Source organism: Streptomyces lavendulae subsp. lavendulae (assembly GCF_002803845.1).
GTDB classification, from domain to species: Bacteria; Actinomycetota; Actinomycetes; order Streptomycetales; family Streptomycetaceae; genus Streptomyces; species Streptomyces lavendulae.
Genome location: NZ_CP024985.1, coordinates 2,203,245 through 2,230,207, shown reverse-complemented (window position 1 = coordinate 2,230,207; position 26,963 = coordinate 2,203,245). Strand labels below are relative to the sequence as shown.

The 26,963-nt window shown below is 73.7% G+C and carries 20 protein-coding genes and 1 riboswitch; of the genes, 9 read left to right on the top strand and 11 right to left on the bottom strand.

Going from position 1 to position 26,963, the window contains the following annotated elements:
• Nucleotides 1-2 precede the first annotated feature (2 nt).
• From pucD to SLAV_RS09305, 5 genes are all read left to right on the top strand, one after another.
• Complete coding sequence (pucD, locus tag SLAV_RS09325; RefSeq protein WP_030234510.1) at nt 3-2,402, top strand: xanthine dehydrogenase subunit D; 2,400 nt, start codon at nt 3-5, stop codon at nt 2,400-2,402.
• 319 nt (nt 2,403-2,721) lie between these two features.
• Nucleotides 2,722-4,185: an NCS2 family permease gene (locus SLAV_RS09320; RefSeq protein WP_030234513.1), complete on the top strand. Its 1,464-nt coding sequence runs from the start codon at nt 2,722-2,724 to the stop codon at nt 4,183-4,185.
• A gap of 71 nt (nt 4,186-4,256) precedes the next feature.
• Entirely contained in the window at nt 4,257-5,408 is a 1,152-nt protein-coding gene (locus SLAV_RS09315) for an XdhC family protein (protein WP_030234516.1), read from the top strand.
• A gap of 172 nt (nt 5,409-5,580) precedes the next feature.
• Complete coding sequence (locus SLAV_RS09310) at nt 5,581-6,834, top strand: YncE family protein (RefSeq protein WP_030234518.1); 1,254 nt, start codon at nt 5,581-5,583, stop codon at nt 6,832-6,834.
• Between the two features lie 60 nt (nt 6,835-6,894).
• Nucleotides 6,895-8,133 carry a GNAT family N-acetyltransferase gene (locus SLAV_RS09305; protein ID WP_030234521.1) on the top strand — a complete coding sequence of 413 codons (1,239 nt, stop codon included), beginning with the start codon at nt 6,895-6,897 and terminating at the stop codon, nt 8,131-8,133.
• A gap of 22 nt (nt 8,134-8,155) precedes the next feature.
• On the opposite strand, the gene SLAV_RS09300 is transcribed toward SLAV_RS09305, so the two are convergent.
• The 5 genes from SLAV_RS09300 to cobN all read right to left on the bottom strand — a co-directional run bounded on the left by SLAV_RS09300 (nt 8,156) and on the right by cobN (nt 16,267).
• Nucleotides 8,156-10,393 carry a terpene synthase family protein gene (locus SLAV_RS09300; RefSeq protein ID WP_030234522.1) on the bottom strand — a complete coding sequence of 746 codons (2,238 nt, stop codon included), beginning with the start codon at nt 10,391-10,393 and terminating at the stop codon, nt 8,156-8,158.
• 184 nt (nt 10,394-10,577) lie between these two features.
• Nucleotides 10,578-11,669 (bottom strand): hypothetical protein, encoded by a 1,092-nt coding sequence (locus tag SLAV_RS40980; RefSeq protein ID WP_030234525.1) that lies wholly within the window; start codon nt 11,667-11,669, stop codon nt 10,578-10,580.
• Nucleotides 11,666-12,250, bottom strand: coding sequence for an RNA polymerase sigma factor (locus tag SLAV_RS09290; RefSeq protein WP_234333733.1), 585 nt, complete (start codon nt 12,248-12,250; stop codon nt 11,666-11,668). The genes SLAV_RS40980 and SLAV_RS09290 overlap by 4 nt, the downstream gene beginning before the upstream one ends.
• Nucleotides 12,247-12,498, bottom strand: coding sequence for a hypothetical protein (locus SLAV_RS09285; protein WP_030234529.1), 252 nt, complete (start codon nt 12,496-12,498; stop codon nt 12,247-12,249). The genes SLAV_RS09290 and SLAV_RS09285 overlap by 4 nt, the downstream gene beginning before the upstream one ends.
• A gap of 148 nt (nt 12,499-12,646) precedes the next feature.
• Nucleotides 12,647-16,267 carry a cobaltochelatase subunit CobN gene (cobN, locus tag SLAV_RS09280; protein ID WP_030234532.1) on the bottom strand — a complete coding sequence of 1,207 codons (3,621 nt, stop codon included), beginning with the start codon at nt 16,265-16,267 and terminating at the stop codon, nt 12,647-12,649.
• Nucleotides 16,268-16,320: 53 nt separating this feature from the next.
• A riboswitch (cobalamin riboswitch) is annotated at nt 16,321-16,421 on the bottom strand.
• 525 nt (nt 16,422-16,946) lie between these two features.
• Between cobN and cobG the strand changes: the two genes are divergently transcribed.
• The 3 genes from cobG to SLAV_RS09265 are packed head-to-tail and all read left to right on the top strand — an operon-like array spanning nt 16,947 to nt 20,429.
• A complete protein-coding gene (cobG, locus tag SLAV_RS09275; protein WP_234333734.1) occupies nt 16,947-18,275 on the top strand; it encodes a precorrin-3B synthase in 1,329 nt (442 codons plus the stop codon).
• Nucleotides 18,276-18,279: 4 nt separating this feature from the next.
• Nucleotides 18,280-18,927 carry a precorrin-8X methylmutase gene (locus SLAV_RS09270; RefSeq protein WP_030234537.1) on the top strand — a complete coding sequence of 216 codons (648 nt, stop codon included), beginning with the start codon at nt 18,280-18,282 and terminating at the stop codon, nt 18,925-18,927.
• Nucleotides 18,924-20,429: a precorrin-2 C(20)-methyltransferase gene (locus SLAV_RS09265; RefSeq protein WP_030234539.1), complete on the top strand. Its 1,506-nt coding sequence runs from the start codon at nt 18,924-18,926 to the stop codon at nt 20,427-20,429. The genes SLAV_RS09270 and SLAV_RS09265 overlap by 4 nt, the downstream gene beginning before the upstream one ends.
• Nucleotides 20,430-20,561: 132 nt before the next feature.
• Here the strand turns inward: SLAV_RS09265 and SLAV_RS09260 are convergent, their stop codons facing one another.
• From SLAV_RS09260 to SLAV_RS09245, 4 genes are all read right to left on the bottom strand, one after another.
• A complete protein-coding gene (locus SLAV_RS09260) occupies nt 20,562-21,062 on the bottom strand; it encodes a hypothetical protein (protein ID WP_030234541.1) in 501 nt (166 codons plus the stop codon).
• 114 nt (nt 21,063-21,176) lie between these two features.
• On the bottom strand, nt 21,177-21,932 hold the full coding sequence (locus SLAV_RS09255) for a cobalt-precorrin-6A reductase (RefSeq protein WP_030234544.1): 756 nt from the start codon (nt 21,930-21,932) through the stop codon (nt 21,177-21,179).
• Nucleotides 21,922-22,671, bottom strand: a complete 750-nt coding sequence (gene cobM, locus SLAV_RS09250) for a precorrin-4 C(11)-methyltransferase (RefSeq protein ID WP_030234546.1) — start codon at nt 22,669-22,671, stop codon at nt 21,922-21,924. The genes SLAV_RS09255 and cobM overlap by 11 nt, the downstream gene beginning before the upstream one ends.
• The gene (locus tag SLAV_RS09245) at nt 22,668-23,915 is read right to left on the bottom strand and encodes a bifunctional cobalt-precorrin-7 (C(5))-methyltransferase/cobalt-precorrin-6B (C(15))-methyltransferase (protein ID WP_030234549.1); all 1,248 of its coding nucleotides are present in this window, start codon (nt 23,913-23,915) and stop codon (nt 22,668-22,670) included. Before SLAV_RS09245 ends, cobM begins: the two co-directional genes overlap by 4 nt.
• 208 nt (nt 23,916-24,123) lie before the next feature.
• Between SLAV_RS09245 and SLAV_RS09240 the strand changes: the two genes are divergently transcribed.
• Nucleotides 24,124-25,071: an oxidoreductase gene (locus SLAV_RS09240; RefSeq protein ID WP_030234552.1), complete on the top strand. Its 948-nt coding sequence runs from the start codon at nt 24,124-24,126 to the stop codon at nt 25,069-25,071.
• 101 nt (nt 25,072-25,172) lie between these two features.
• Here SLAV_RS09240 and SLAV_RS09235 read toward each other — a convergent pair whose 3' ends face one another.
• Both SLAV_RS09235 and SLAV_RS09230 read right to left on the bottom strand, forming a co-directional pair.
• Nucleotides 25,173-25,502 (bottom strand): DUF6415 family natural product biosynthesis protein, encoded by a 330-nt coding sequence (locus SLAV_RS09235; RefSeq protein WP_030234555.1) that lies wholly within the window; start codon nt 25,500-25,502, stop codon nt 25,173-25,175.
• 92 nt (nt 25,503-25,594) lie between these two features.
• On the bottom strand, nt 25,595-26,842 hold the full coding sequence (locus SLAV_RS09230) for a helix-turn-helix domain-containing protein (protein WP_030234557.1): 1,248 nt from the start codon (nt 26,840-26,842) through the stop codon (nt 25,595-25,597).
• Nucleotides 26,843-26,963 lie beyond the last annotated feature (121 nt).

Genomic DNA, 26,963 nt, shown 5'->3' with positions numbered 1-26,963 from the left:
TCATGGCCAACACCCGCACCACGCCTTCCGGCACCCCGACGAACGTCACCCAGAAGCACACCAGGGGCGGCATCGGCGAGTCCACGCTGCGCCCGGACGGCACGCTCAAGGTCACCGGTGAGTTCGCCTACTCCTCGGACATGTGGCACGAGGACATGCTGTGGGGCCAGACCCTGCGCAGCACCGTCGCCCACGCCGAGATCGTCTCCATCGACGTCTCCGAGGCGCTGGCGATGCCCGGTGTCTACTCGGTCCTGACGTACGACGACCTGCCGGCCGAGATGAAGAACTACGGCCTGGAGATCCAGGACACCCCGGTGCTGGCCAACGGCCGGGTACGTCATCACGGTGAGCCGGTCGCCCTCGTGGCCGCCGACCACCCGGAGACCGCCCGCCGCGCGGCCGCCAAGATCAAGATCGACTACCGGGAGCTGCCGCTCGTCACGGACGAGGCCTCCGCCCTCGCCGCCGACGCGCCGCTGGTCCACGAGGGCCGCGACGACCACCACGCCGGTCACGTCCCGCACCCGAACATCGTGCACCGCCAGCCGATCATCCGCGGCAACGTGGAAGAGGCCCGCAAGCGCGCCGACGTCATCGTCGAGGGCGAGTACACCTTCGGCATGCAGGACCAGGCCTTCCTCGGCCCGGAGTCCGGTCTGGCCGTGCCCGGCGAGGACGGCGGCGTCGACCTCTACGTCGCCACCCAGTGGCTGCACTCGGACCTGAAGCAGATCGCCCCCGTCCTCGGCCTGCCCGAGGAGAAGGTCCGCATGACGCTCTCCGGCGTCGGCGGTGCCTTCGGCGGCCGCGAGGACATCTCGATGCAGATCCACGCCTGCCTGCTGGCCCTCGCGACCAACAAGCCGGTCAAGATCGTCTACAACCGGTTCGAGTCCTTCTTCGGCCACGTGCACCGTCACCCGGCGAAGCTCCACTACGAGCACGGCGCCACCAAGGACGGCAAGCTCACGCACATGAAGTGCAGGATCGTCCTGGACGGCGGCGCGTACGCGTCGGCCTCCCCGGCGGTCGTGGGCAACGCCTCCTCCCTCTCCGTCGGCCCGTACGTCCTCGACGACGTGGACATCGAGGCGATCGCGCTCTACACGAACAACCCGCCCTGCGGCGCGATGCGCGGCTTCGGCGCCGTCCAGGCCTGCTTCGCGTACGAGGCCCAGATGGACAAGCTCGCGGCGAAGCTGGGCATGGACCCGGTCGAGTTCCGCCAGCTGAACGCCATGGAGATGGGCACGGTCATGCCCACCGGCCAGGTCGTGGACTCCCCGGCGCCGGTCGCCGAACTGCTGCGCCGGGTCAAGGCCCGTCCGCTGCCGCCGGAGCGCCAGTGGGAGTCGGCCGGTGAGGGCGCGGACGTCCGCGCGCTGCCGGGCGGTCTCTCCAACACCACCCACGGCGAGGGCGTCGTCCGCGGCGTCGGCTACGCGGTCGGCATCAAGAACGTCGGCTTCTCCGAGGGCTTCGACGACTACTCCACCGCCCGGGTGCGCCTGGAGGTCATCAACGGCGAGCCCGTCGCGATGGTCCACACGGCCATGGCGGAGGTCGGCCAGGGCGGCGTCACCGTCCACGCGCAGATCGCCCGTACCGAGCTGGGCGTCACGCAGGTGACCATCCACCCGGCCGACACGCAGGTCGGCTCCGCCGGTTCCACGTCCGCCTCGCGGCAGACGTACATGACCGGTGGCGCGGTGAAGAACACCTGTGAGCACGTCCGCGAGGCGCTGCTGGAGATGGGCCGCCGCAAGAACGGCTCGTACCACCCGGCCTGGGCCCACGCCGAGCTCCTCCTGGAGGGCGGCAAGGTCGTCACCGACGGCGGCGAGGTCCTCGCGGACATCGCCGACATCCTGGAGGACGAGGCGATCGACCTGGAGCTGGAGTTCCGGCACCGGCCGACCGTGCCCTTCGACCTCAAGACCGGTCAGGGCGACGGCCATGTCCAGTACACCTTCGCCGCGCACCGTGCGGTCGTCGAGGTGGACACCGAGCTCGGCCTGGTCAAGGTCGTCGAGCTGGCGACCGCGCAGGACGTCGGCAAGGCCCTGAACATGCTCTCCGTGGTCGGCCAGATCCAGGGTGGTACCACCCAGGGCCTCGGCGTGGCGGTCATGGAGGAGATCATCGTGGACCCGAAGACCGCGAAGGTGCGCAATCCCTCCTTCACGGACTACCTGATCCCGACCATCCTCGACACCCCGACCATTCCGGTCGACGTCCTGGAGCTCGCCGACCCGAACGCGCCGTACGGTCTGCGCGGTCTCGGCGAGGCCCCCACCCTGTCGTCCACCCCGGCCGTCCTCGCGGCGATCCGGCAGGCGACCGGTCTGGAGCTCAACAAGACCCCGATCCGTCCGGAAGCCCTCACCGGGACCCTCTAGGACGGCCGGTCCGCGGGCCGCGAGGCCCCGGACCCCCCGGATTTCCGGGCGGTGCGGCACGGGAACGTCACACTTCCAGTCGCACCGCCCGGAGCACCAAGTACCGCACCGCTCGCGGTCCTCGCACCACCGGCAGTACCCCTGCAGAAACCCCCACGTAGTACCAGCGGTCACCCCCGCACTACCCGCAGTACACGCAGTGCACTTCTCGCGTCGCCTCGGGCCGTCACCCCGGGTCGTGCAGCCAAACGGAGTTTCCCAAATCCCGCGTCTCCAATCTTTATGCGGGTGCCCCTATGAACCTTGGGAGTTAGGCACCATGACCCAGTCAGCAGTGGAGCCCAAGACCAGTGCGGAGGAAGCCGGCGACGGCTCCCTGACCCCCGCCGGACGCTCTTGGCTCGACCGGTACTTTCACATAACGCACAGAGGCTCGAACATCGGCAACGAGGTCCGTGGCGGTATCACGACCTTCATGGCGATGGCGTACATCCTCCTGCTCAACCCGCTGATCCTCTCCGGCAAGGACGTCGCCGGAGACACCATGAGCCAGAAGGCCCTGATCACGGCCACGGCCTTCGCCGCGGCCCTGACCACCCTCCTGATGGGCTTCGTGGGCAAGGTCCCGCTCGCCCTGGCCGCCGGCCTGTCCGTCTCCGGCGTGCTGTCCTCGCAGGTGGCACCGCAGATGACCTGGCCGCAGGCCATGGGCATGTGCGTGATGTACGGCGTCGTGATCTGTCTCCTGGTCGTCACCGGCCTCCGAGAGATGATCATGAACGCGATCCCCCTCGCGCTCAAGCACGCCATCACCATGGGCATCGGTCTCTTCGTCGCCCTGATCGGCCTGGTCAAGGCCGGTTTCGTCGGCAACGGCGGGGAGTTCGCGCCCCCCGTGCAGCTGGGTGCGACCGGTGAGCTCTCGGGCTGGCCCGTCTTCCTCTTCTGCATCACCCTGCTCGCCATCTTCATGCTGCAGGCCCGCAAGGTCCGCGGCGCGATCCTCATCGGCATCGTCGGCGGCACCGTCCTCGCGGCCATCCTGAACGCCATCGTGGACATCGACCCGAAGGCCTGGAAGAACGGTCCGCCGGAGCTCGCGGGCTCCGCGATCTCGATGCCGGACTTCTCGCTCTTCGGCAAGGTCGAGTTCGGCGGCTGGGGCGACGTCGGCGTCATGACGATCGGCATGATCGTCTTCACCCTCGTGCTCGCCGGCTTCTTCGACGCGATGGCCACCATCATCGGCGTCGGCACCGAGGCCAAGCTGGCCGACGACCAGGGCCGCATGCCGGGCCTGTCGAAGGCGCTGTTCATCGACGGCGCCGGTGGCGCCATCGGTGGCATCGCGGGCGGCTCCGGCCAGACCGTGTTCGTCGAGTCCGCCACCGGCGTCGGTGAGGGTGCCCGTACCGGCCTCGCCTCCGTCGTCACCGGCCTCTTCTTCGCCGCCTGCCTCTTCTTCACCCCGATCACCCAGATCGTCCCGGGTGAGGTCGCCTCGGCCGCCCTGGTGGTCATCGGCGCGATGATGATGCAGAACGCCCGCCACGTGGACTGGTCCGACAGCGCGACCTCGATCCCGGTCTTCCTGACCGTCGTGATCATGCCGTTCACCTACCAGATCACGGCCGGTGTCGCCGCGGGTGTCATCTCCTACGTGGCCATCAAGGTCGCGCAGGGCAAGGCCCGCGAGGTCGGTGGCTTCATGTGGGCGCTGACCGGCATCTTCCTGATCTACTTCGCTCTCCACCCCATCGAGGCGTGGCTCGGGGTGAAGTAGGTCCGGACGTCATCCGTACCTGACCCTCCACGCATCCGATACTGGAAACGAACCCTCCGAGGAGGCCGCACATGCTGGACATCGCCGAAGAACTCAACCGGTGGGTCGAGCAGGAGCGCGACTTCGCCGTCGCCACGGTCGTGGCGGTCGGCGGGAGCGCCCCGCGGCAGCCCGGAGCCGCACTCGCCGTGGACGGCGAGGGCACTGCCATCGGTTCGGTTTCCGGCGGATGCGTGGAGGGCGCGGTGTACGAGCTGTGCCGGCAGGCGCTCGAAGACGGCGAGACCGTCCGGGAGCGCTTCGGCTACAGCGACGACGATGCCTTCGCCGTGGGCCTGACCTGCGGCGGAATCATCGACATCCTGGTCACCCCGGTGCCCGTGGGCTCCCCGCGGCGCCAGGTGCTGGCCCGTGCGCTGGCCGCCGCCGCGCACGGGGAGACGGCCGCGGTGGCCCGGATCGCCGACGGCCCCGAGGAGCTGATGGGCCGCGCGCTCCTGGTCCAGTCCGACGGCTCCTACGAAGGGGGCTTCGGCGGACATCCCCTGCTCGACCGCACCATCGCCGGGGAGGCCCGCGCCATGCTCGACGCCGGCCGGACCGGCGTCCTGGAGATCGGCGCCGACGGCAGGCTCTGCGGAGAGCCGCTGAAGGTGCTCGTCGAGTCCAGCGTCCCGCCGCCGCGGATGATCGTCTTCGGTGCCATCGACTTCGCCTCCGCCCTGGTGCGGATCGGCAAGTTCCTCGGCTACCACGTGACCCTGTGCGACGCCCGGCCCGTCTTCGCCACGAGGAATCGTTTCCCCGAGGCGGACGAGATCGTGGTCGACTGGCCGCACCGCTACCTGGAGGGCACCGGGGTGGACGGCCGGACCGTCCTGTGCGTGCTGACCCACGACGCCAAGTTCGACGTACCGCTCCTCGAACTGGCCCTGAAGCTCCCCGTCGCCTACGTCGGCGCCATGGGCTCCCGCCGCACCCACGAGGACCGCAACGAGCGGCTCCGCGCGGTGGGCGTCACCGAGCTCGAACTGGCCCGCCTGCGCTCCCCGATCGGCCTGGACCTCGGCGCCCGCTCCCCGGAGGAGACCGCGCTGTCCATCGCCGCCGAGATCGTCGCGAACCGCCGCGGCGGCACCGGGGTCTCGCTCACCGGCGCGCACATCCCGATCCACCACGACCCGTCGCACACCGTGGTCACCCGGATCGGCTCCGTCGCCTGAAGCGGTGCCGGGCGGCCGTGGCGCCGGGGCACCCGCACACGCACACGCCGAAAGGGCACGACCCCACGGGGGTTGTGCCCTTTCGGCGTTCCGTCTATTTTACCCGCCGGTAACAGCAAGCGGTCCGCCCCACGTTCCCGCTCCACCCCTTCCCCCCAACGGAGTTGAACGGATGTTACACAGCCTGCGCACCCGGTACCCGGTGGCCGCGGTCCTCCTCGCCGCCACCGCCGTCACCGCCCTGGCCGCACCCGGCCGGGCGGCGGCCCCCGCCGAACCCCTGCGCGAGGTGCTGTTCGTCGGGAACAACTGGGACGGCACCGCCGACGCCCTCGCCTCGACCGGAGACCTCGCCCGGATCGGCCGGATCAACGTGATCCCCGACAAGGAGGAGCGGCTGCGGGAGATCTACCTCAACCCCGTCAGGCTCGCCTTCTTCCTCGGCATCCGGGCCGGCGCCGGAGAGGGTCACGACCAGTTCGCGGACGACATGTACACCACCCCGGACGGCTCCGCGGTCGTGGTCTCCCGCCCGAGCTTCGCCGACGTCGTCTCCATCGACGTGCGCACCGGCCGGATCAACTGGCGCTTCCCCGTGGCCGGCTACCGCGCCGACCACATGGCGGTCTCGCCCGACGGCACCCGCGTCGCCGTGTCCGCGTCCACGGCCAACACCGTGCACGTCCTCGACATCGCCACCGGCCGCGAGGCCGGCTCGTTCGCCACCGGCGACAAGCCGCACGAGAACACCTTCAGCCGCGACGGCCGTTACCTGTGGAACAGCTCGATCGGCGACGTGACCTCCGCCCTCGACGCGCCCTGGCTGGACTGGACGAAGGGCGACCGGAAGATCACCGTCGTCGACGCGCGGACCTTCCGCACGGTCCGGGTGATCGACATGCGCGAACGCCTCGACGCCTTCGGCCGCCACGACCTCTCCGACGCCGTCCGCCCCATGTCCTTCAGCCCCGACGAGTCGAAGATCTACTTCCAGGTGTCCTTCTTCAACGGCGTCGTCGAGTACGACGTGGCCACCGACAGGATCACCCGGATCAAGGAACTCCCCGTCAACCCCGCCACCAGCACCGACCGCACCACCTGGGTCAACGACTCCCGCCACCACGGCCTCTCGATGAGCCCCGACGGCACCAAGCTCTGCGTCGCCGGGACCATGGACGACTACGCGACCGTCGTGGACCGCGCCACCCTCGCCCAGGGGCCGCTCGTCCCCGCCGACAAGCCCTACTGGGCCACCGTCGACGGCGACGGCACCGCCTGCGTCATCTCCGAGAGCGGCGCCGACCGGGTCACCGCCATCGACTTCGCCACCGGGACCAAGCGGGTCTCCGTCCCGGTCGGCGACCACCCCCAACGGGTCCGCCTGGGACACGTTCCGGCCGACTGGAGCGGGCCCGCACCCTCCTGAGCGGGTGGATCCGGCCACTATGGGGTGACCGGTCCGCGATGACCGATTAGTCTCCGGATCATGGTGGACATCCGCGAGGTACCCGAGGCCGACATCGACCGCGCCCAGGAGCTCGCCTACCTGGTCTTCCACGACCGCCCGGAAGAGGAGGCGCGCCGGCGCCACCACCGCCTGCTGAGTGGCTGCGACCGGCTCGGCGCCTACGACGGGCGGGCGCTCGTCGGCTTCATGGCCGCGCACCCCTTCCGCCTCTCGGTCCCCGGAGCCGACCTCGACTGCCCCGGACTCACCTTCGTCTCCGTCGCCCCCACCCACCGGCGCCGGGGCGTCCTCACCGCGCTGATGGAGGAGCGGCTGCGCCGGGCCGCGGCCGCGGGCAGCCCGCTCGCCGCCCTGTGGGCCTCCGAATCGGCCATCTACGGACGCTTCGGCTACGGGGCGGCCACCCAGGGCGTCACCGTCGAGATCGACTCCGGCCGGCCGCTCGCCCTGCGGATCGCCCCCGACCCGCGCCCCCTGCGTCTGATCGAACCGGCCGACGTCCCCGACGTGATCGCCCCGTACCACGAGGCCGCCCGCCGCACCCGCGCCGGGCGGCCGACCCGCAGCCCCGAACGCTGGGAGCAGGAGTGGCTGTGCGAACGGGACGAGGAGGACGAGGAGTTGGGCCCGCCCCGGATCATCGCCCTCGGCCGGCCGGGAGAGCCGGTGGCGGGCTACGTCCTCTACCGCACGAAGCCGGAGGACGACACGGGCCCCCTCCCGGCCCGCGCCCCGGGGCTGGTCCGCGTCGACGAACTGGAGGCGGACACCCCCGCCGTCGCCGCCGCGCTGTGGGACTGCGTGGCCTCCCTCGACCTGACCGGTACCGTCCGCGCCCGGTGCCGCCCGGCCGACGACCCGCTGCTGCACTTCGCCGCCGACCGGGACCAGGTCAGGGCCACCGCCCAGTTCCCGGCGCTCTGGCTGCGCCTGGTCGACGTGGCCGCGGCGCTGACGGCCCGGACGTGGGCGGCGCCGGTGGAACTCGTGCTGCAGCTGGCCGACGTACGGCTGCCCGCGAACGCCGGGCGGTTCCGCCTCAAGGCCGGGCCGGGCGGGGCGACGTACGAGCCCGCCCGCGCGACCCCCGACCTGACCCTGGACGTGAGGGAGCTGGCCGCCTGCTACCTGGGCGGCACCAGGGCGGCCGAGCTGGTGGCCGCCGGGCTGGTGACCGAACACGCCCCGGGCGCCGCGGCCGCCCTGGACGCGGCCCTGGCGACGGGGCCGCTCCCGCACACGGGGGACGAGTTCTGACCCCCTCGGACCGCCTCCCCGCTCAGGCGGGGAGGCGGATCCGGGCCGCCGCCATGCCGAAGCCGGAACCCCCGATGGCGGCGGACGGGCCGTCGGCCGGCCGGTGCAGAACGTCGGCCGGCCGGTGCAGGTCCTCCTCGCGGTAACGGCGGCACTTGCGGTGCCAGTTGAGGATCCCGGCCAGCCAGTCCTTGAGCTCCACGACGTACGCGTCGAGCCCGGCGCGCGCTTCCCGGTCCAGCTTCCAGTCCTCGTAGAGCAACGGCAGCTGCGTTGCGACGATGTGCTCGAACTCCTCGGTGCGCTGCGTCATCAGGTCGTGGCAGATGTGCAGGGCCTGCTCGTAGCCGATGTCGAAGAAGTTCCGGGCGACGAGGACGTGGTTGTGCACCTCGCCCTCGACCTCCACCTCCTTCTGGTACGAGAAGATGTCGTTGATCAGGCAGGCGGTGTCGGCCGCCGCGTTCTCCAGCGAGCGGATCGTCCCGGAGCGGTAGATCTCCTCGGGGATGCCGCGGCCGGCCTGCCCGAGTCGGCACAGGTACATCGTCAGGTGCGAGCCGAAGGTGTGGCGGCGCATCTCGGCGTAGTCCACCGGGTCCGGGATGTGGTTGGCGATCTGGTTCTCCGTCTCCCACACCCAGCTCTCCAGCATGCTCACCAGCGTGGCCCGGAACTCGGCACGGACCCGGTCGTCCATGTCCTGCGTGGTGCGCACCCACAGATCGGCGAGGGAGCGCTCCAGCGCGGTCAGCGGCAGCGGCTGTTCGGCGTGGTCGACGGGGATCATCGAGATCAGCCGGGCCGTGGCCGCCTTGGCGGCCGTGAGGTTCCCGGAACGAGCGAACACCACCGGGTAGTAGTCGTCCCCGTACGTCCCCCAGGTCAGCCAGCACGCGTTGAGCAGCAGCGCCCCGGGCGTGGCGTCGGGGTCGATGCCGGCCGAGCAGAGGGCGAAGTCGTAGCCGCGCAGCTTCTGTTCGTTCCAGATGGCGGAGCCGGGATCGCCCGGCTGCGGGTCGATCAGGCCCATCCGGCGGGCCCACTCCACCGATCCCTCGCGGGCGGAGCCGAGGTGGGGGCTGAGGGAGAGCTCGAAGGGCATGTGGATGTCCGGGATCACGGACGGGCCGGTGCGTTCGAAGGGGACGTGGGTGAAGGAGCGACGGCGCAGTTCCACCGACCGCGGGGTGAACAGGGAGCCGACGTCGAGCGCGGTGGTGCCGAGCCCGCTGGGGAGGAAGGGCAGGGTGAGCGGGGCGGTGGGCTTGGCCTCCTTGTTCATGTAGCGGCTGGAGACCATGTGCCACTCGTGGCCGCCCGACTGCCAGTCCTGCAGGCCCTTGGCGTAGGCGAGGACGGCCGCGATCTCGGCGGGGTCCATGGCGTGGTCGGCGAAGAGCTGGGGGAGTTCGACGAGCGCGGTCTGCTCGAACTGCTGGAGCCTGGAGGTGAGCAGGTCGTTGGAGGCCTCCGCGGCCTCCTGGGTGGTGCAGCCGAGGAAGGTCTCCAGCACCAGGACGGCGTTGGAGAGCTCGCCCTCGTGGGCGACCTCGCGTTCGTAGGAGAAGATGTCGTTCCTGATGTGCACGGCGTCGGCGAAGGCGTCGCGCAGCACGCCGAGCGGCCGCGAGTGCGCCACGCGCGCGGGCACCTCGGCGGAGACGTACTCGATCAGCCCGGCCGACCAGGGGGCGCCGCCCACCTTGCGGCGCATCTCGATGTACTCCAGCGGGTTCGCCACCCGCCCGATGTTGATGTTGGCGAGCTCCCACATCGACTCGTCGAGCAGGTTCTTCGTGGACAAGGAGAACCGTTCCCGCCAGTCCGTCGACATGGCCGGGACGGTCCGCGCCCACAGGTCCGCGAGCCCCGCCTCGACGGGGTTGGTGGCCTCCGGGAAGCCCGCGGCCAGGTCCATCGGCATGAAGGCGGCGAGCCGGTCGAGGTACGCCCTGGCGCCCTCGCGGTCCTGGGAGCGCTTGTACATCTCCAGGAAGTGGTCGTCGAAGAAGAAGACCCACACGTACCAGTCGGTGACCAGGTCCAGCGCGTCACTGTCGCAGTCGGGGTGGGTGTACGCGCACAGCAGGGCGTAGTCGTGCGAGTCGAGGTCCTTCTCCTCCCAGACCCCGGAACCCTCCAGCATCCCGAAGCCGCGCGCCCACCGTTTGGTGTGGACCCTCGCCTCCTCCAGGTGGGGGTTGAGTCGCGCCGGATAGGGCACGTAGAACTCCGGCAGTTGGAACGGCTGCGTCACGACGGCCCGGGCCTTTCGCTCAGGGACACGGGGACCGGCGGTTCCCGCCCCCCGCACGAGATCAGCAGGGCCCTACCCGCGGCGACGGCGGGACAAGGGGGAGTTCACTTCATCAGGTGACCCACACGCCGATCGGTGGCGCGGGGTGCCGAAGGAGGATAGGAGGGGCTGGTCCCCTCCGCCGTCACAGCACGGCGAACTCCCGGAACTCCGCGGTGCCCCGGCGGACGACCCAGGTGGCGCTGCCCGCCGGGGTCTCCACCGAGCGCCGCCTGAGGTCGTCCAGGTCCAGTGCGGCCGGCCACCGCGTCCCGTGCTCGGACCAGTACACGCCGCCCAGGTCGATGCCCTGCAGCTCGGCGGCGCGCAGGTCGGCGGTGGTGAAGTCGTGCAGGAAGGCCAGCGCCGCGTCCTTGTCGAGCGGGGGCGGCTCCCGGTGCAGGACTCCGGCGATGGCCCGGCCGACCTGCTCGGCGCGGATGGCGACGAGGACCCGGGCCAGGTCGGAGGCGGCGGCAGCCTCGTCGTCGTCGGAGCGGGCGGCGATGACGCGGAGGGAGAGAACATGGGCGAGGTCGAGCACTCGGTTGAGGTCCTGCGCGTGGGCGCGGGCGGTGTCGAGACCGCGCGCGCGGGCGAGGTTGAGGTCGTAGGCATGGACGAGCGCGCGTACGAGGTCCCGGTCCTCCCGGTCCTCCCGGTCCCGGTTCGTGAGGAAACCGAGTGCGCCGATGGACCTGGCGGTCTCCAGGGCATGGAAGAGTCCGCGGTCCAGCTCCGGGTCGAGGGTCAGGACGATGTCGAAGTCGAGGTCGCGGGCCCGGGAGAGGTCGAGCACGAGGTCCTGGGCGAGGTCGATGGCCCGTTCGACAACCAGGCGGCGGTCGTCGAGGTGCAGGGTGAGGTCGACGGCCTTGTCGAGGGCGCGGCCGGCCGCCGCGACCTCGGGGTCGCCGCGCACGGCGAGGCGGTCCATCGGGCTGACCGAGTGAAGGAACCCCTCCGCAGCCGTCCTCATGCGCGAGGTCGCGGGACGGTCGGTCCGGTCGGCCGAAGCGCCGACGGGCAGGATGGCGCCGAGCCCGGCCTCCTCGTCGAGGACGGCCTCCAGATCCGCCTCGGCATCGTCGTGCCTGGACTGGACGAGGACCTCGCGCAGCCCGGCCTCGATGTCCAGGGCTTCGCCCAGCGCATCGGCCAGAGCACGCCCGTGGCCGACGAACCACCGGTCCACGGCCTCGTCGCCGGGCTCTCCGGTCCCGTGGCGGCGGGTCACAGCTCCTCCTCCCGCGTCTCCAGGTACGCGGCCGCGGCCCGGCGGGCCTTGCGCAGGTTGGCGCGTACGGTCTCGTTCGGCAGGCCCAGCTGGTCCGCGATGTCACCGGGCGTGAAGCCGGCCAACGTCCAGGCCAGCACCTGGCGTTGCCTGGGCGGCAGACTGCGTAACAGGGGGAGCACCCGGTGCCTGGCCTCCCACTCCGCGATGGCGTCCGGACGGGCCAGCAGCGACGTCGGCTCCGGAACCTCCCCGACGGGATCCTCCTCCACACCGGCGATCCGGCGTACGAGGGCGCGCGAGGCGACCTTGTACGCCCAGGCCTTCGGCGCGTGCAGATCGTTCCAGCGCCGGTAGGCGGTGGTCATCGTCTCCTGGGCTATGTCGGAGGCGGTGTGCACACCGGCGCCCTGGTTGATCAGGAACGCCACCAGGGGGCGGACGGTGGCGCGGTAGAAGGCGGAGAACTCCGCGTCCGTCACCTGGCGCAGGAGGCGGCGCTCTTCCAGGGCTCCGTGCGCGTCGGCGGGCGGGGCCGTCATGGGCAGGTCCGTACGGTCCAGGGGGTCGTGGTCGTTCACGCCGCCCGGTCCTCCGTCCGCGCCGGAGCGGGGGTGATCCTCACGCGGAGGCGGTGGCCGTGGCCGCGTTGGTCGTCGAGTTCCAGCCGGGCCCCGGTGCCGAGCGCCTGCGTCACCCCGAGGAGGTACTGGTGCCGGGCCTGTTCGTGGCGTGCGCGCCAGCGCAGCCGCAGCCACAGGGCCACCAGGGTGCGTGACGTGGCGACGGCGATCGAACCGATGGTGATGACCGTGGTCGCGGTGTCCATCGGGGTCCCCTTCCTCTGGGAGCGGCGGCCCGGACCGGGCCCTCACGGAGTAGGAGGCGGGGCGGCCCTTGATCGTGAACTCCCGGGGACGGCGGATGCCCCCGCCCCTTGGCAGGGGCGAGGGCATCCGCGCGCGATACGGGGTCGGCTACTCCGACTCGCCCTCCAGGTTGCCTTCCGTGTCCAGGTAGACCTGGCGGAGGGATTCGAGGATCTGGGGGTCCGGCTTTTCCCACATGCCGCGGGATTCGGCTTCCAGGAGGCGTTCCGCGATGCCGTGGAGGGCCCAGGGGTTGGCCTCCTCCAGGAAGGCGCGGTTCGTGGGGTCCAGGACGTAGGTTTCCGTCAGCTTGTCGTACATCCAGTCCGCGACCACGCCCGTGGTGGCGTCGTAGCCGAAGAGGTAGTCGACCGTCGCCGCCAGTTCGAAGGCGCCCTTGTAGCCGTGGCGGCGCATCGCCTCGATCCACTTGGGGTTGACCACGCGGGCGCGGAAGACGCGCGAGGTCTCCTCGACCAGGGTGCGGGTCTTGACCGTTTCCGGGCGGGTGGAGTCGCCGATGTAGGCCTCGGGGGCCGTGCCGCGCAGGGCGCGGACCGTGGCCACCATGCCGCCGTGGTACTGGAAGTAGTCGTCCGAGTCCGCGATGTCGTGCTCGCGGGTGTCGGTGTTCTTCGCCGCGACCGTGATGCGCTTGTACGCCGATTCCATTTCGGCGCGGGCCGGGCGGCCCTCCAGACCGCGGCCGTAGGCGTAGCCGCCCCAGACCGTGTAGACCTCCGCCAGGTCGGCGTCGGTGCGCCAGTCGCGGGAGTCGATCAGCTGGAGGATGCCCGCGCCGTACGTGCCGGGGCGGGAGCCGAAGATGCGGGTGGTGGCCTTGCGTTCGTCGCCGTGGGCGGCGAGGTCCGCTTGGGCGTGGGCGCGGATGTAGTTGTGGGCGGCCGGTTCGTCCAGGGAGGCGGCCAGCCGGACCGCGTCGTCCAGGAGGCCGATGACGTGCGGGAACGCGTCGCGGAAGAAGCCCGAGATGCGGAGCGTCACGTCGATGCGGGGGCGGCCGAGTTCAGAGAGGGGGATGGCCTCGATGCCCGTGACGCGGCGCGAGGCCTCGTCCCAGACGGGGCGGACGCCGAGGAGCGCCAGGGCCTCGGCGACGTCGTCGCCGGAGGTGCGCATCGCGCTGGTGCCCCACAGGGACAGGCCGACCGAGGCGGGCCACTCGCCGTCGTTGTCGGTGCGGTAGCGGGTGAGGAGGGAGTCGGCCAGGGCCTGCCCGGTCTCCCACGCGAGGCGGGACGGGACGGCCTTGGGGTCGACCGAGTAGAAGTTGCGGCCCGTCGGGAGGACGTTGACCAGGCCGCGGAGCGGGGAGCCCGACGGGCCGGCCGGGACGAAGCCGCCGTCCAGGGCGGTGACCACGTGGGCGATCTCGTCCGTGGTGCCGGCCAGGCGGGGTACGACCTCGTGGGCCGCGAAGGTGAGGATGTCCGCGACGGCCCGGGGGTGGCCCGCCGCGACCGTCGTCACGGCCTCCGGGGACCAGTTCGCGTCCTCCATCGCCTGGACCAGGGCGCGGGCCGTCGCCTCGACCTCGTCCGCCGAGGTGCGGGTGGCGGCCGACTCGTCCAGGCCGAGGGCCTCGCGCAGGCCGGGCAGGGCGGAGGTGCCGCCCCAGATCTGGCGGGCGCGCAGGATCGCGAGGACCAGGTTGACCCGGGCCTCGCCGGTCGGGGCGCCGCCGAGGACGTGCAGGCCGTCGCGGATCTGCGCGTCCTTGACCTCGCACAGCCAGCCGTCGACGTGCAGGAGGAAGTCGTCGAAGCCGTCGTCGTCGGGGCGTTCGGCGAGACCGAGGTCGTGGTCGAGCTTCGCCGCCTGGATCAGGGTCCAGATCTGGGCGCGGATCGCCGGGAGCTTCGACGGGTCCATGGCGCTGATCTGCGCGTACTCGTCCAGGTGCTGTTCCAGGCGGGCGATGTCGCCGTAGGACTCGGCGCGCGCCATCGGCGGGACGAGGTGGTCGACCAGGGTGGCGTGCACGCGGCGCTTGGCCTGGGTGCCCTCGCCCGGGTCGTTGACCAGGAAGGGGTAGATGAGGGGGAGGTCGCCGAGTGCGGCGTCCGGTGCGCAGGAGGCCGAGAGGCCGGCGTTCTTGCCCGGCAGCCATTCGAGGTTGCCGTGCTTGCCCAGGTGGATCATCGCGTCGGCGCCGAAGCCGCCGTCCTCGGCGGCCGCCTGGATCCAGCGGTACGCGGCCAGGTAGTGGTGCGACGGAGGCAGGTCCGGGTCGTGGTAGATCGCGATCGGGTTCTCGCCGAAGCCGCGGGGCGGCTGGATGAGGATGAGGAGGTTCCCGCGGCGGAGCGCGGCGAGGACGATGTCGCCCTCGGGGTTGGCGGAGCGGTCCACGAACATGTTGCCGGGGGCCTCGCCCCAGTGCTCCTCGACGCTCTCGCGCAGTTCGGCGGGGAGCTCGGCGAACCAGCGCCGGTAGTCGGCGGCCGGGATGCGGACCGGGTTGCGGGCCAGCTGCTCCTCGGTCAGCCAGTCCTGGTCGTGGCCGCCGGCCTCGATCAAGGCGCGGATCAGCTCGTCGCCGTCGCCGGAGACCAGGCCGGGGATGTCGGCCGTCGGACCGAAGTCGTAGCCGTGGGAGATCAGGGTGCGCAGCAGTTCGACGGCGCTGGCGGGGGTGTCGAGGCCGACCGCGTTGCCGATGCGGGAGTGCTTGGTGGGGTACGCGGAGAGGACGAGGGCGATCTTCTTGTCGCGGCGCTCGATGTGGCGCAGACGGGCGTGGCGCACGGCGATGCCGGCGACGCGGGCGGCCCGCTCGGGGTCGGCGACGTAGGCGGGCAGTCCGTCCTCGTCGATCTCCTTGAAGGAGAAGGGGACGGTGATCAGGCGGCCGTCGAACTCGGGCACGGCGACCTGGGTGGCGGCGTCGAGAGGAGAGAGGCCCTCGTCGTTCTCCTCCCAGGCGCTGCGGGAGCCGGTCAGGCACAGGGCCTGGAGGATCGGCACGCCCAGCGCGGCGAGGGCGCCCGCGTCCCAGGACTCGTCGTCCCCGCCCGCGGAGGCGGTGGCGGGGCGGGTGCCGCCGGCGGCCAGGACGGTGGTGACGATCGCGTCGACCCCCTCCAGCTCGGCCAGCAGTTCCGGCTCGGGGGTGCGCAGGGAGGAGACGTAGAGGGGGAGGGGCTGTGCGCCCTTGGCCTCGATGGCCTCGCACAGGGCGTGCACGAAGGCGGTGTTGCCGCTCATCTGGTGGGCGCGGTAGTAGAGCACCGCGACCCGGGGGCCGCTGTCGCGGCCGGCCGTGCGCTCCAGCCGGCCCCAGGTGGGGGAGCCGGCCGGGGGCTCGAAGCCGTGGCCGGTGAGCAGGACGGTGTCGGAGAGGAACCGGGCCAGCTGGTCGAGGTTGGCCGGGCCGCCGTGCGCGAGGTAGGCGTGCGCCTCGGCCGCGATGCCGATGGGGACGGTGGAGGCCTCCATCAGCTGGGCGTCCGGGGCCTGTTCGCCGGTCAGCACCACGACCGGGCGGGTCTGGCCGGGGGCCAGCAGGACGTCGAGGCCCTCCTGCCAGGCGCGCAGGCCGCCGAGGAGGCGTACGACGACGAGGCCGACGCCGTCGAGGAGGCCCGGGAGGTCGTCGAGGGGAAGGCGGGAGGGGTTCGCGAACCGGTACGGGACGGGGCCGTCCGCCGTGTTCGCGGCGCGAGCGCTGAGCAGATCGGTGTCGGACGTCGACAGCAGCAGGATCATGCGGCGGCAGGCCTTCCTCGGGGTTTCCGCGCCCCGGGCAGTGAGGACGGCGGGAGTTCCTGACTCACCCGGCGCGGGTGCTCCGCGGGGTTCACAGTGGCGGGACCGCGCCGGAATCGCACCGGGCTTCCTCCCATGTCGCCGTCCTCGGCGATGACGGGCCGAGTGGCCCGTCGGAAGGTCATCTTAGGCGGCGTCGTCCCTGGCCGGGAGTGGGGGTGGGGGGGGTGCCTCGCGCTCCGCGGGTTGGCGTGGGGGGTACGCGGGGCTGCGCGGGGCCGACGTGGGGGGCGTCGGGCGGGGCGGCCGGGTGGCGGGCCGTCGCCCGGGTTCCCGCCGGGCGCCCCGGAGCGCGGACCGGTGCCCCGTGTACCGCGCCCGGACCGCGTGCCTCGTGGCTCGCGCCCCGCACCTCGCGCCTCCGCCTCCGGCGCGTGCCCCGGACCGCGTGCCCCGGACCGCGTGCCTCGGACCGCGCGCCCCGGCCCCCGTGCCCCGCACCGCGTGCCCTGGACCCAGCGCCCCGCACCGTGTGCCCCGCACCGTGTGCCACGCACCGCGTGTCACGCGCCCCGGACCGGGGCCGGGACGGAGGCGGGTGCCGGGTGCCCGGTCGGGGCGGGCGGGGGTGGCGACGGACACAGGTCGGGGGCGGGCAATCGTGGGTATGCTCGCGGCCATGCCCCAGCCCCCTTCCGCCGCATCGCGGGACGAACCCGTCATACGGGAACGCGGTGACGCCTGCCCCGGCGCGCTGCGCCTGCACGCGGCCGACGACGGGTTCCTGGCGCGCATCCGGATTCCCGGCGGACTCCTCGACGGACCGGCCGCCCTGCTGCTGGCCGACGCCGCCGAACGACTCGGCGACGGCCACCTCGACCTCACCTCGCGCGGCAACGCGCAGCTGCGCGGCCTCGGCGAGAGCTGCGGCGGCGAGCTGGCGCAGCTGCTGGACCGGGCCGGGCTGCTCCCCGCCCCCTCCCACGAGCGGGTCCGCAACGTCGTCGCGTCACCGCTGAGCGGACTCGACGCGTCCGGGCTGCCCGACGTCTCCGGCTGGGTGCCGCTGCTGGACCGGCTGTTGTGCGCGGATCCGGGCGCGGCCCGGCTGTCGGGCCGGTTCCTGTTCGCCCTCGACGACGGGCGCGGCGACGTGGCCCCCCTCGCCGGTGACGTGACGCTGACCGCGTGCGGGGACGGTGCCCTGGTGTGGACCGCCGGTTCCCCGGAAGGCGTCCTGGTGGCGGCCGGTGACGCCCCCCGGGCCGCCCTGCTCGCCGCGAACCATTTCCTCGACGCCGTTGCCCGCGCCGGGAGCCGGGCCTGGCGGGTGACGGAGCTGCCCCCCGAACACGCCCTGGACGTCAGGGTGTTGGGTGAGCGACTGGCCGCCGCCGGGATTCCGGGGCGGGTGGCCGGTGTCTCCGCGCCCCGCGCGGCCGCCGAGGCCGGGCCCGACATCCCCGCTCCCCGCGCGGGCGACGGGCCCGAGCCCGGGATCGTGGCCGGGCCCGGCGGCGCCGCCGCGCTGTCCGTGCTCGCACCCCTCGGGCGGCTGACCGCCGCCCAGTGGCGGCTGCTGGCCGGGCTCAGCGGCCGGATGCGGCTGACCCCCTGGCGCGGGGTCGTCGTCCCCGGCCTGACGCACCGTACGGCGGGCCCCGCGCTCGACGCCCTCGCCGCGGCCGGGCTCGTCACCGCGCCCGGCGATCCCCGACGGTCCGTCACCGCCTGTACCGGGCGGCCCGGTTGCGCCAAGTCCCGGGCCGACGTACGCGCCGACGCGCGGGCCCTCGCGTCACGGACGGCCGGCCCGCTGCCCGTGCACTGGTCCGGGTGCGAGCGGCGCTGCGGTCACCCGCGGGGCACCGCCTGGGTGGACCTCGTCGCCACCCCGGACGGGTACGAGATCTCCGCGCCCGGGCGGCCCGCCGCCCCGGTCGCGCACGCAGACCTGGCGGAGGCCCTCACGGCCGCCCGCAGCACCACCCCATCACCGTCGCTGTGAAGAAATGAGCGAGTACACCGTGTTCGAGTACGAGAAGGACGGCGCCGCGATCTACCGCCAGTCCTTTGCCACGATCCGCGCCGAGGCGGACCTCTCCGGGCTGCCCGCCTCCGTCGCCCAGGTCGCGGTGCGCATGATTCACGCCTGCGGGATGACGGACCTGCCCCAGGACCTCGGCTACACCCCCGAGGTCGTGCTGCGGGCGCGCGCCGCGCTGGCCGCGGGCGCGCCGATCCTGTGCGACGTGCAGATGGTGGCGAGCGGGGTCACCCGCAAGCGGCTGCCCGCCGACAACGAGGTGATCTGCACCCTCTCCGACCCGGCCGTGCCGGAACTCGCCGCGAAGATGGGCACCACGCGCAGCGCCGCCGCCCTCGAAGTCTGGCGCGACCGGGGCCTGTTGGAGGGCTCCGTGATCGCCGTCGGCAACGCGCCCACCGCGCTGTTCCGGCTGCTGGAGATGATCGAGGAGGGCGCCCCGCGCCCCGCCGCCGTGATCGGCGTGCCCGTCGGCTTCATCGGCGCCGCCGAGTCCAAGGACGCCCTCGCCGCCCACCACTCGGGCCTCGACCACCTGATCGTGCGGGGCCGGCGCGGCGGCAGCGCCATCGCGGCCGCCGCCGTCAACGCGATCGCGAGCGAGGAAGAATGAGCACCAGCGCCACCCCGGGCAAGGGCAAGCTGTACGGCGTCGGACTCGGGCCCGGCGACCCCTCCCTGATGACCCTGCGGGCCGCCGAGGTGATCGCCGAGGCGGACGTCGTCGCGTACCACAGCGCCCGCCACGGCCGTTCCATCGCCCGCTCCATCGCCGCGAAGCACCTGCGCTCCGACCACGTCGAGGAGCCGCTGGTCTACCCGGTCACCACCGAGACCACCGACCACCCCGGCGGCTACCAGGGCGCGATGGACGAGTTCTACGAGGCCTCCGCCGCCCGCCTCGCCGCGCATCTGGACGCGGGCCGCACCGTGGCCGTGCTCGCCGAGGGGGACCCGCTCTTCTACGGCTCGTACATGCACATGCACAAGCGGCTCGCGGACCGGTACGAGGCCGAGGTGATCCCCGGCGTCACCTCCGTGAGCGCCGCCGCGGCCCGGCTGGGCACCCCGCTCGTCGAGGGCGAGGAGGTGCTGACGATCCTGCCCGGCACCCTGCCCGAGGAGGAGCTCACCGCGCGCCTCGCCGCCACCGACTCCGCCGTCGTCATGAAGCTCGGCCGCACCTTCCCCCGCGTGCGCCGGGCGATGGAGGCCAGCGGGCGGCTGCCCGAGGCCCGGTACGTGGAACGGGCGACGATGGAGGGCGAGCGCACCGGTGTCCTCGCCGACACCGACCCGGACAGCGTGCCGTACTTCGCCGTGGCCGTCGTGCCCAGCCGGATCGGCAATCCGGGCAGCGTGCCGTCCGGCCCCGGGGAGGTCGCCGTCGTCGGCACCGGGCCCGCCGGGCCGCTGTGGCTGACCGCCGAGACCCGGCGGGCGCTGGCCGACGCGGAGGTCCTCGTCGGGTACACCACCTACCTGGACCGGGTGCCGGTCAAGCCGGGGCAGGTGCGGCACGGCTCCGACAACAAGGTGGAGTCCGAGCGGGCCGAGTTCGCCCTCGACCTCGCCCGGCGCGGCAAGCGGGTCGTCGTGGTCTCCGGCGGGGACCCCGGCGTCTTCGCCATGGCCACCGCCGTCCTGGAGGTCGCCGGCCAGCCCGAGTACGCGGAGGTGCCCGTACGGGTGCTGCCCGGCGTGACCGCGGCCAACGCGGCGGCCGCCGCGGCGGGCGCCCCCCTCGGCCACGACTACGCCACCATCTCGCTGTCCGACCGGCTCAAGCCGTGGGAGGTCATCGCGGAGCGGCTGCGCGCCGCGGCCGCCGCCGACCTGGTGCTCGCCCTGTACAACCCGGGCTCGCGCAGCCGGACCTGGCAGGTGGCACAGGCCAAGGAGCTGCTGCTGGAGCTGCGTTCGCCGCAGACCCCGGTGGTCGTCGCACGGGACGTGGGCGGCCCGGAGCAGTCGGTGCGGATCCTCACGCTGGACGCGCTGGAGCCGGCCGAGGTGGACATGCGCACGATCCTGCTGATCGGTTCCTCGCAGACCCGGGTGACCGAGCGGCCCGACGGCTCCCGGGTCACCTGGACCCCGCGCCGCTACCCGTGACCGCGCCCGCCTGAACCCCGGTGCGGGGCCCGGTGGGGTCCCGCACCGGGGCTCGGGCCGGGGCTCGGGCCGGGGTCCCGCACCCGGGCTCGGCCCGGGTCCGCGGCGGAGTTGGGGCCGGGCCCGCGCGGGTCAGCCCGCGCAGCCCGCCAAGGCGTCGGCGCAGCCCTGCACGGCCTCGGGTTCGAGGGTGAGCAGCTGCCACGACACCACCCCGACCGGCGGCGAGTCGTCCTGCGGCTTCGGCTCGATGTGCGCCGTCACCGGGGCGCCCACCGGGAGGTTGAGCCGGGTGGGCTCCCCGGAGGTGCAGGCCACGTCGAAGGAGCGGTCACCGGGTCCGCCCTCCCGGGACAGTACGAGGGTCACGTGGGTCTCCTCCTCGCTGTCGCAGGCGATGTCGAAGCGGTACGGGCGCTCCCCGCCGGTCTCCAGGGTCTTCTCCAGCCCGGCGGCGAGGAACCCGGTGCCCCGCATCGTCACCCGGCCCTCCCCGGCACCCTTGCCGAGGCTCTCGTCGGCCCGCTGCAGGGCGTCGTCGGGCGCCCACGCTCTGGGCGTCGTTTTCTCGCCGCATCCGGTGACGAGCGCCGTGACGGCCAGGATCAGGGCGAGGGAGTGACGTATCCGCATTCCCTCAGCCTAGAGGGTGCCGCGGCGGGCCGGGACCGGCCGCAAGAGCCCTTTCCACCAGGGACTTCGGTCCCGCCGGCCGCCCCGCGCGGCCGCGGGTCCCGCGGCCGGGTCCTACGCGCCGAGCCAGCGAAGGGCCGCCTCCACCGACGGGGCCTCGGCGACCCCCCGCGGGACCGCGGGGCGGCGTACGACCAGGACCGGGATGCCCGCCTCCCGGGCGGCGGTGAGCTTGGGGGCCGTAGCGGACCCGCCGCTGTCCTTGGTGACCAGCAGGTCGATCCGGTGCCGGGCGAGCAGTTCCCGCTCGTCCTCCAGCGTGAACGGGCCCCGCTCCAGGAGCACTTCCAGGCGCGGCGGCACCGGTCCGTCCGGCGGATCCACCGAGCGCACCAGGAACCAGGGCGCGGTGAGGTGCGCGAAGGTGTGCAGGCCCATCCGCCCCGTCGTCAGGAACACCCGGCGGGCGTCCCGCTGCGCCAGCAGCGCGGCCGCCCCGGCGAGGGAGTCCGCGAAGGTCCAGTCGTCGCCCGGACCCGGGGTCCAGCCGGGGCGGCGCAGCGCCAGCAGCGGCACGCCCGTGAGCGCCTCGGCCTCGGAGGCGTGGAAGCTCATCCGCTCCGCGAAGGGGTGCGTGGCGTCCACGACGTGGGTGACGTCGTGGCCCACGATCCAGCCGGCCAGCCCGGCGACGCCGCCGAAGCCGCCGATCCGGGTCTCGCCCGGCGGCAGCACGGGCGCGGAGACCCGGCCCGCCAGCGAGGTCGTCACCCGGTACGAGGGGTGGTGCTCCAGCGCCTCCGCGAGGCGGCGGGCCTCCGTGGTGCCGCCCAGGACCAGGACGTGCGCCCGGGCAGCGTCAGCAGACATGCCGGTCGCGCTCGGGGGAGTAGAGGTGGCTGTCCGGGAACTGCTCCGCGCCCAGGGTGCGGCCCACGATGATGACGGCGGTGCGCACCAGCCCCGCCTCCTTCACCTGCGGCGCGATGTCGGCGAGGGTGCCGCGCAGGATCAGCTCGTCGGGGCGGCTGGCCATCGCGACGACCGCCACCGGGCACTCGGCGCCGTAGTGCGGCAGCAGCTCGTCCACGACCCGGTCGACGTACCGGGTCGCCAGGTGCAGCACCAGCAGGGCCCCGCTGCGGCCGAGCGTGGCCAGGTCCTCGCCGGGCGGCATCGGCGTGGCCTGCTGGGCGATCCGGGTCAGGATCACCGTCTGGCCGACGGTGGGGACCGTCAGCTCCCGCTTCAGCGCGGCCGCCGCCGCGGCGAAGGCCGGAACGCCCGGGACCACCTCGTAGGGGATCCCGGCCGCGTCGAGCCGGCGCATCTGCTCGGCCACCGCGCTGAACACCGACGGGTCCCCGGAGTGCAGCCGCGCCACGTCCAGGCCCGCCCCGTGGGCGCGTACGCACTCCTCGACGATCTGGTCCAGGTTCAGCTGCGCGGTGTCGACCAGCCGGGCGTCCGGCGGGCACTCCGCGAGCAGCTCGCGCGGGACCAGGCTGCCCGCGTACAGGCACACGGGGGCGGCGGCCAGGGTCCGCGCACCGCGCACCGTGATCAGGTCGGCGGCGCCGGGGCCCGCTCCGATGAAGTACACGGTCATGTCTGATCCTTCTCCTTGGTAACCGACCACTGCGTGACGGGCATCGCCTGCCGCCAGCCCGTGAAACCGCCGACCGGCACGGCGTGCGAGACGGCCAGCTTCACCAGGTCGCCGCCGTGGCGCCGGTAGCGCTCGGCGAGCACCGCCTCCGACTCCAGGGTGACCGTGTTGACCACCAGCCGGCCGCCGGGGGCCAGCGCCGCCCAGGCGGCGTCCAGCAGTCCGGGCGCGGTCAGCCCGCCGCCGATGAACACCGCGTCGGGGGCCGGGAGCCCCTCCAGGGCCGCCGGGGCGGCGCCGACCACCACGCGCAGTCCGGGCACGCCGAGCGCCGCGGCGTTGCGGGCGATGCGCGAGGCCCGCTCCGGGACGCGTTCCACCGCCACCGCCCGGCAGGACGGGTGCGTCCGCATCCACTCGATGCCGATGGACCCGGAGCCGCCGCCGATGTCCCACAGCAGCTCGCCGGGGGCGGGGGCCAGCGCGCACAGGGTCGCGGCGCGCACGTGCCGCTTGGTGAGCTGCCCGTCGTGCTCGTACGCGGCGTCGGGCAGGCCGGGCGTCGCGCCGAGCCGGGGCACCGGATGGGCCCGGTCGCGGCGGCACTCCACGGCGACCACGTTCAGGGGGGCGCCCGGCGGCCGGTCCCAGTGCTCCGCGACGCCCTCGTACGCGTCCTCGTCCTCGGAACCCAGCTGTTCCAGCACCCGCATCCGGCTCGGGCCGAAGCCGCGGCCGCGCAGCAGGGCGGCGATCTCGCCGGGGCTGCCCGCGCCGGCGCTCAGCACCAGGACCCGGCGGCCCTCGTGCAGCGCGGCCGTGAGCCGGGCCACCGGGCGGCCGACCGCCGTCACCACCTCGGTGTCCTCCACCGGCCAGCCCAGGCGGGCGCACGCGTAGGACACGGAGGAGGGGTGCGGGTGGATCCGCAGGGCGTCCGGGCCCAGTTCCTCGCAGAGCGCGCGGCCGATCCCGTAGAACATCGGGTCCCCGCTGGCCAGCACCGCGATCCGGCGCCCCGCGTGCTCGGCCATCAGCTTCGGCACGGCCGGGCGCAGCGGGCTCGGCCAGGCCACCCGCAGTCCGGCGCAGGCGTCGGCCGGCAGCAGGTCCAGCTGCCGGGGCCCGCCGATCAGTACCTCGGCCGAGGCCAGCGCCGAGCGCGCGCCGGCGGCGAGCCCGGCCCAGCCGTCGGCGCCGAGGCCGACCACCGTCACGGGGAGGGGAGGTGCTGCGGAGCTCACGGAGAGGTACCTCGGGGGCGGGAGAAGGGGGAAGGCGAGGGACGGCTCCGCAGCTTACCGGTGGCTCCGCCGGACCCCCGGTGGCAGGGTGACCTGGGCGGAAGCAGTGGCGCCGGCCGGAGGGCGGGGGTCCCGACGGGGTGGGGTGGGGGCTGAGTAGGGTGGCGGTGACCGTCCAAGACCGCGCATCCGTGCCGAGGGAGCCGCCGTGACCGGCTGGAACGCCACGAACATTCCCGACCAGGGCGGCCGGACCGCCGTCGTGACCGGGGCCAACAGCGGCATCGGCTACGTCACCGCCCGCGAGCTCGCGCGCCGCGGTGCGGCCGTGACCCTGGCCTGCCGCAGCGCCGCCCGCGGGCGCGCCGCGGTGATCCGGCTGCGCGGCGAAGTGCCGGGCGCGGAGGTGGAGTTCGCCCCGCTGGACCTGGCCGACCTGTCCTCCGTACGGGAGTTCGCGCGGGACTTCGGGCAGCGCAGCCCCCGCCTCGACCTGCTGGTGAACAACGCCGGGGTGATGGCGCTGCCGTACGGGCGGACCGCCGACGGGTTCGAGACGCAGTTCGGGGTGAACCACCTCGGGCACTTCGCCCTGACCGGGCTGCTGCTGCCGAGGCTGCGGGCGGCCGGTCCCGGGGCCCGGATCGTCAACGTCTCCAGCGGTTTCCACGTGCTCGGCGACGTACGGCCCGAGGACCTCGACCCCGATCCCGCCCGGGGCGCGGACGGCTACCGGCGCTGGATCGCCTACGGCCGCTCCAAGAGCGCCAACCTGCTCTTCACCCACGAACTCGCCCGCCGCTTCACGGCCGCCGGGGCCACGATCACCGCCGCGGCGGCGCACCCCGGCTACGCCTCCACCAACCTGCACGCCGGGGCCTCCGCCCAGGAGGGCAGCACGCTCGCCTCCCGGGTCATGGCCCTCGGCAACGGCGTGCTCGCCCAGCCCGCGGCCTCGGGCGCCCTGCCCACCCTGTACGCGGCCACCGCGCCCGGCGTCGCCCAGGACGCGTTCTTCGGCCCCCGGCTGGGCTGGCGCGGCGCGCCCGTACCGTCCTGGCGGGCCCGCCGCACCCTCGACGACGCGGCGGGCGAACGGCTCTGGGCCGCCTCGGAGAAGCTCACGGGAGTCTCGTACGGGTCGCTGCCGCGCTGACGGTACGGGGGCCGGCTCGCGCCCCGGACAGGTGCCGGCGGCGATGACGGCGAGCATCCCGAGCGCGATCACGGCGTACAGCAGTTGCCGCACGCGCTCGGTCACAGGACGCCGCTCGACCGGTCGGCCGGGGACACGGCGAGGTTGCGAAGGATGCGGGCCAGGGTGCGGGCGTGGTTCCAGTTCGCGTGGTCGCCCCGCCCCGTCGGACCGGCGTCGACGAAGTACGCCCATTCCGCCAGGGCGGACCCGGCGCGCTCGGTCCGCCGGCCGGCGGTGACGGTGCTCACCTCGGCGTGCAGCGCCTCCCCGGCGGTGATCAGCTCGTCGACCAGCCGCGCGACCCCGGCGGCGTCGGGCCGTTCCGAGTAGGGCACGAGGGCCCGGCCGACGAGCCGCTGGATGTCCGTACCGTCGGAATTCGGATTCATGGGGGGCTCCCTACCGTCGTCGGCGAGTGGTGCGACGACGGTAGGGGCCACCGCGTGACGACAGGGGTACGGATCGTGCCCCCATCGTCACCTCACGCGGTCAGCATGCCGAGACGGGTGGCCAGCTCCGAGGCCCGTCGCCGGCGCCGGGGGGATGTGGCCTCGGCCTCCTCCAGGACGATCCGGCGTGCGTGCCCGTTGTACCGGACGGTCTCCGGCGCGGCCTCGTGGGCCTGTTCCAGCGTGGCCAGGGCCACGTCCGGCTGGGCGTCGAGGTGGTACGCGCGGGCCTGCTCGATCCGGTGCCGGGCCCGGCGCGGCCGGGACGGGATCGCCTCGGCCTCCGCGCGGGCGGCCTGCCGTGCCGACTCCCCACCGGCGTGCAGTTCCACGGCCACCGTCACCGCGTGCGCACCGATGACCGCGCGCGAGAACGAGGTGACCGGGTGGAAGTAGCCGGTGGGCAGGGACTCGGCGAGGGCGCGGGCGTCGTCCCAGTACCGCCACGCCGTACCCGTCTGCCCGCGGCGCGCCGCCGTCAGCCCGGCCTCGACGGTCAGGGCCCCGGCGACCGCGCGGACGTCCGTGCCGGCGTCGGGCAGCAGGGGCTCCAGGAACCGGAGGGTTTCCAGGGTGACGGCGTCCGCGGCGTCCAGGTGCGCGCTCTCGCGGTGCGCCTGGGTGGTCAGCCATGCGGCGAGGCCGATGGCGTGCGGGTCACCGGAGTCCCGGGCGGCCGTCATGCCGCGGTCCGCGACGCGCCAGACCAGCGGGGCGTCGGGCTGGTAGGCACAGAAGAACTGGGCCAGGAAGTAGGTCTCCGCCAACCGGGCCTGGGCGGCCTTGAGGTCGGCGACCGTGCCGGCGGCCCGGACCGCGGACTGTGCGTCCCGGATCAGGTCCGGCAGCAACGCGCCGATGACGTCACGGTGGTTCGGCGCGGAGTGCCGGGCCTGCCACGCCCTCGACAGGCGGGCCGACAGGTGCGCGGCGGAGGGCGCCTCGCGGTCGCCACCGTCGAGCCGGAGCGAGTTCAGGGCCTCGCGGACCGCGGCGAACCGCGGGTGGCCGGGGCCGGTGAACAGGTCGACCCGCATGGACTGGTCCCCCGTGAGGTCGGACAGGTCCCGGACCCGGAGCACCTCGGCGATCCGCAGGATCACCGGTAGCGTCGGCGTCTTCAGCCGCCCGGTCTCGACGGCCTTCACCCAGGACCCGGACCGGCCGACGAGGCCGCCGAGTTGGTCGCGGGTGAGACCTCGGCGGGTGCGGAGCACCTGCATTCTCTGGCCGAGCACCAGTGGGTCGCGGTACGGGTCCGGCGTGGCATCGGTGGACATGGCGGCCTTGCCCCCTCTCCTTGCGGCTCGTTCCCGCCAGGGTAGGGGGCGCGGCCCCTTCCGTGTGGTCCGGACGAAGCCCCTCTTCCGCGGCCGGTGGGCCGGAGAGGCGGTGCCGGAC

Excerpts from the sequence above, each read along its gene's own strand:
- pucD (WP_030234510.1), top strand. The coding sequence starts at position 3 with ATGGCCAACACCCGCACCACGCCTTCCGGCACCCCGACGAACGTCACC.
- SLAV_RS09320 (WP_030234513.1), top strand. The coding sequence starts at position 2,722 with ATGACCCAGTCAGCAGTGGAGCCCAAGACCAGTGCGGAGGAAGCCGGC.
- SLAV_RS09315 (WP_030234516.1), top strand. The coding sequence starts at position 4,257 with ATGCTGGACATCGCCGAAGAACTCAACCGGTGGGTCGAGCAGGAGCGC.
- SLAV_RS09310 (WP_030234518.1), top strand. The coding sequence starts at position 5,581 with ATGTTACACAGCCTGCGCACCCGGTACCCGGTGGCCGCGGTCCTCCTC.
- SLAV_RS09305 (WP_030234521.1), top strand. The coding sequence starts at position 6,895 with ATGGTGGACATCCGCGAGGTACCCGAGGCCGACATCGACCGCGCCCAG.
- SLAV_RS09285 (WP_030234529.1), bottom strand. The coding sequence starts at position 12,498 with ATGGACACCGCGACCACGGTCATCACCATCGGTTCGATCGCCGTCGCC.
- cobN (WP_030234532.1), bottom strand. The coding sequence starts at position 16,267 with ATGATCCTGCTGCTGTCGACGTCCGACACCGATCTGCTCAGCGCTCGC.
- cobG (WP_234333734.1), top strand. The coding sequence starts at position 16,947 with ATGCCCCAGCCCCCTTCCGCCGCATCGCGGGACGAACCCGTCATACGG.
- SLAV_RS09270 (WP_030234537.1), top strand. The coding sequence starts at position 18,280 with ATGAGCGAGTACACCGTGTTCGAGTACGAGAAGGACGGCGCCGCGATC.
- SLAV_RS09265 (WP_030234539.1), top strand. The coding sequence starts at position 18,924 with ATGAGCACCAGCGCCACCCCGGGCAAGGGCAAGCTGTACGGCGTCGGA.
- SLAV_RS09260 (WP_030234541.1), bottom strand. The coding sequence starts at position 21,062 with ATGCGGATACGTCACTCCCTCGCCCTGATCCTGGCCGTCACGGCGCTC.
- SLAV_RS09255 (WP_030234544.1), bottom strand. The coding sequence starts at position 21,932 with ATGTCTGCTGACGCTGCCCGGGCGCACGTCCTGGTCCTGGGCGGCACC.
- cobM (WP_030234546.1), bottom strand. The coding sequence starts at position 22,671 with ATGACCGTGTACTTCATCGGAGCGGGCCCCGGCGCCGCCGACCTGATC.
- SLAV_RS09235 (WP_030234555.1), bottom strand. The coding sequence starts at position 25,502 with ATGAATCCGAATTCCGACGGTACGGACATCCAGCGGCTCGTCGGCCGG.
- SLAV_RS09230 (WP_030234557.1), bottom strand. The coding sequence starts at position 26,842 with ATGTCCACCGATGCCACGCCGGACCCGTACCGCGACCCACTGGTGCTC.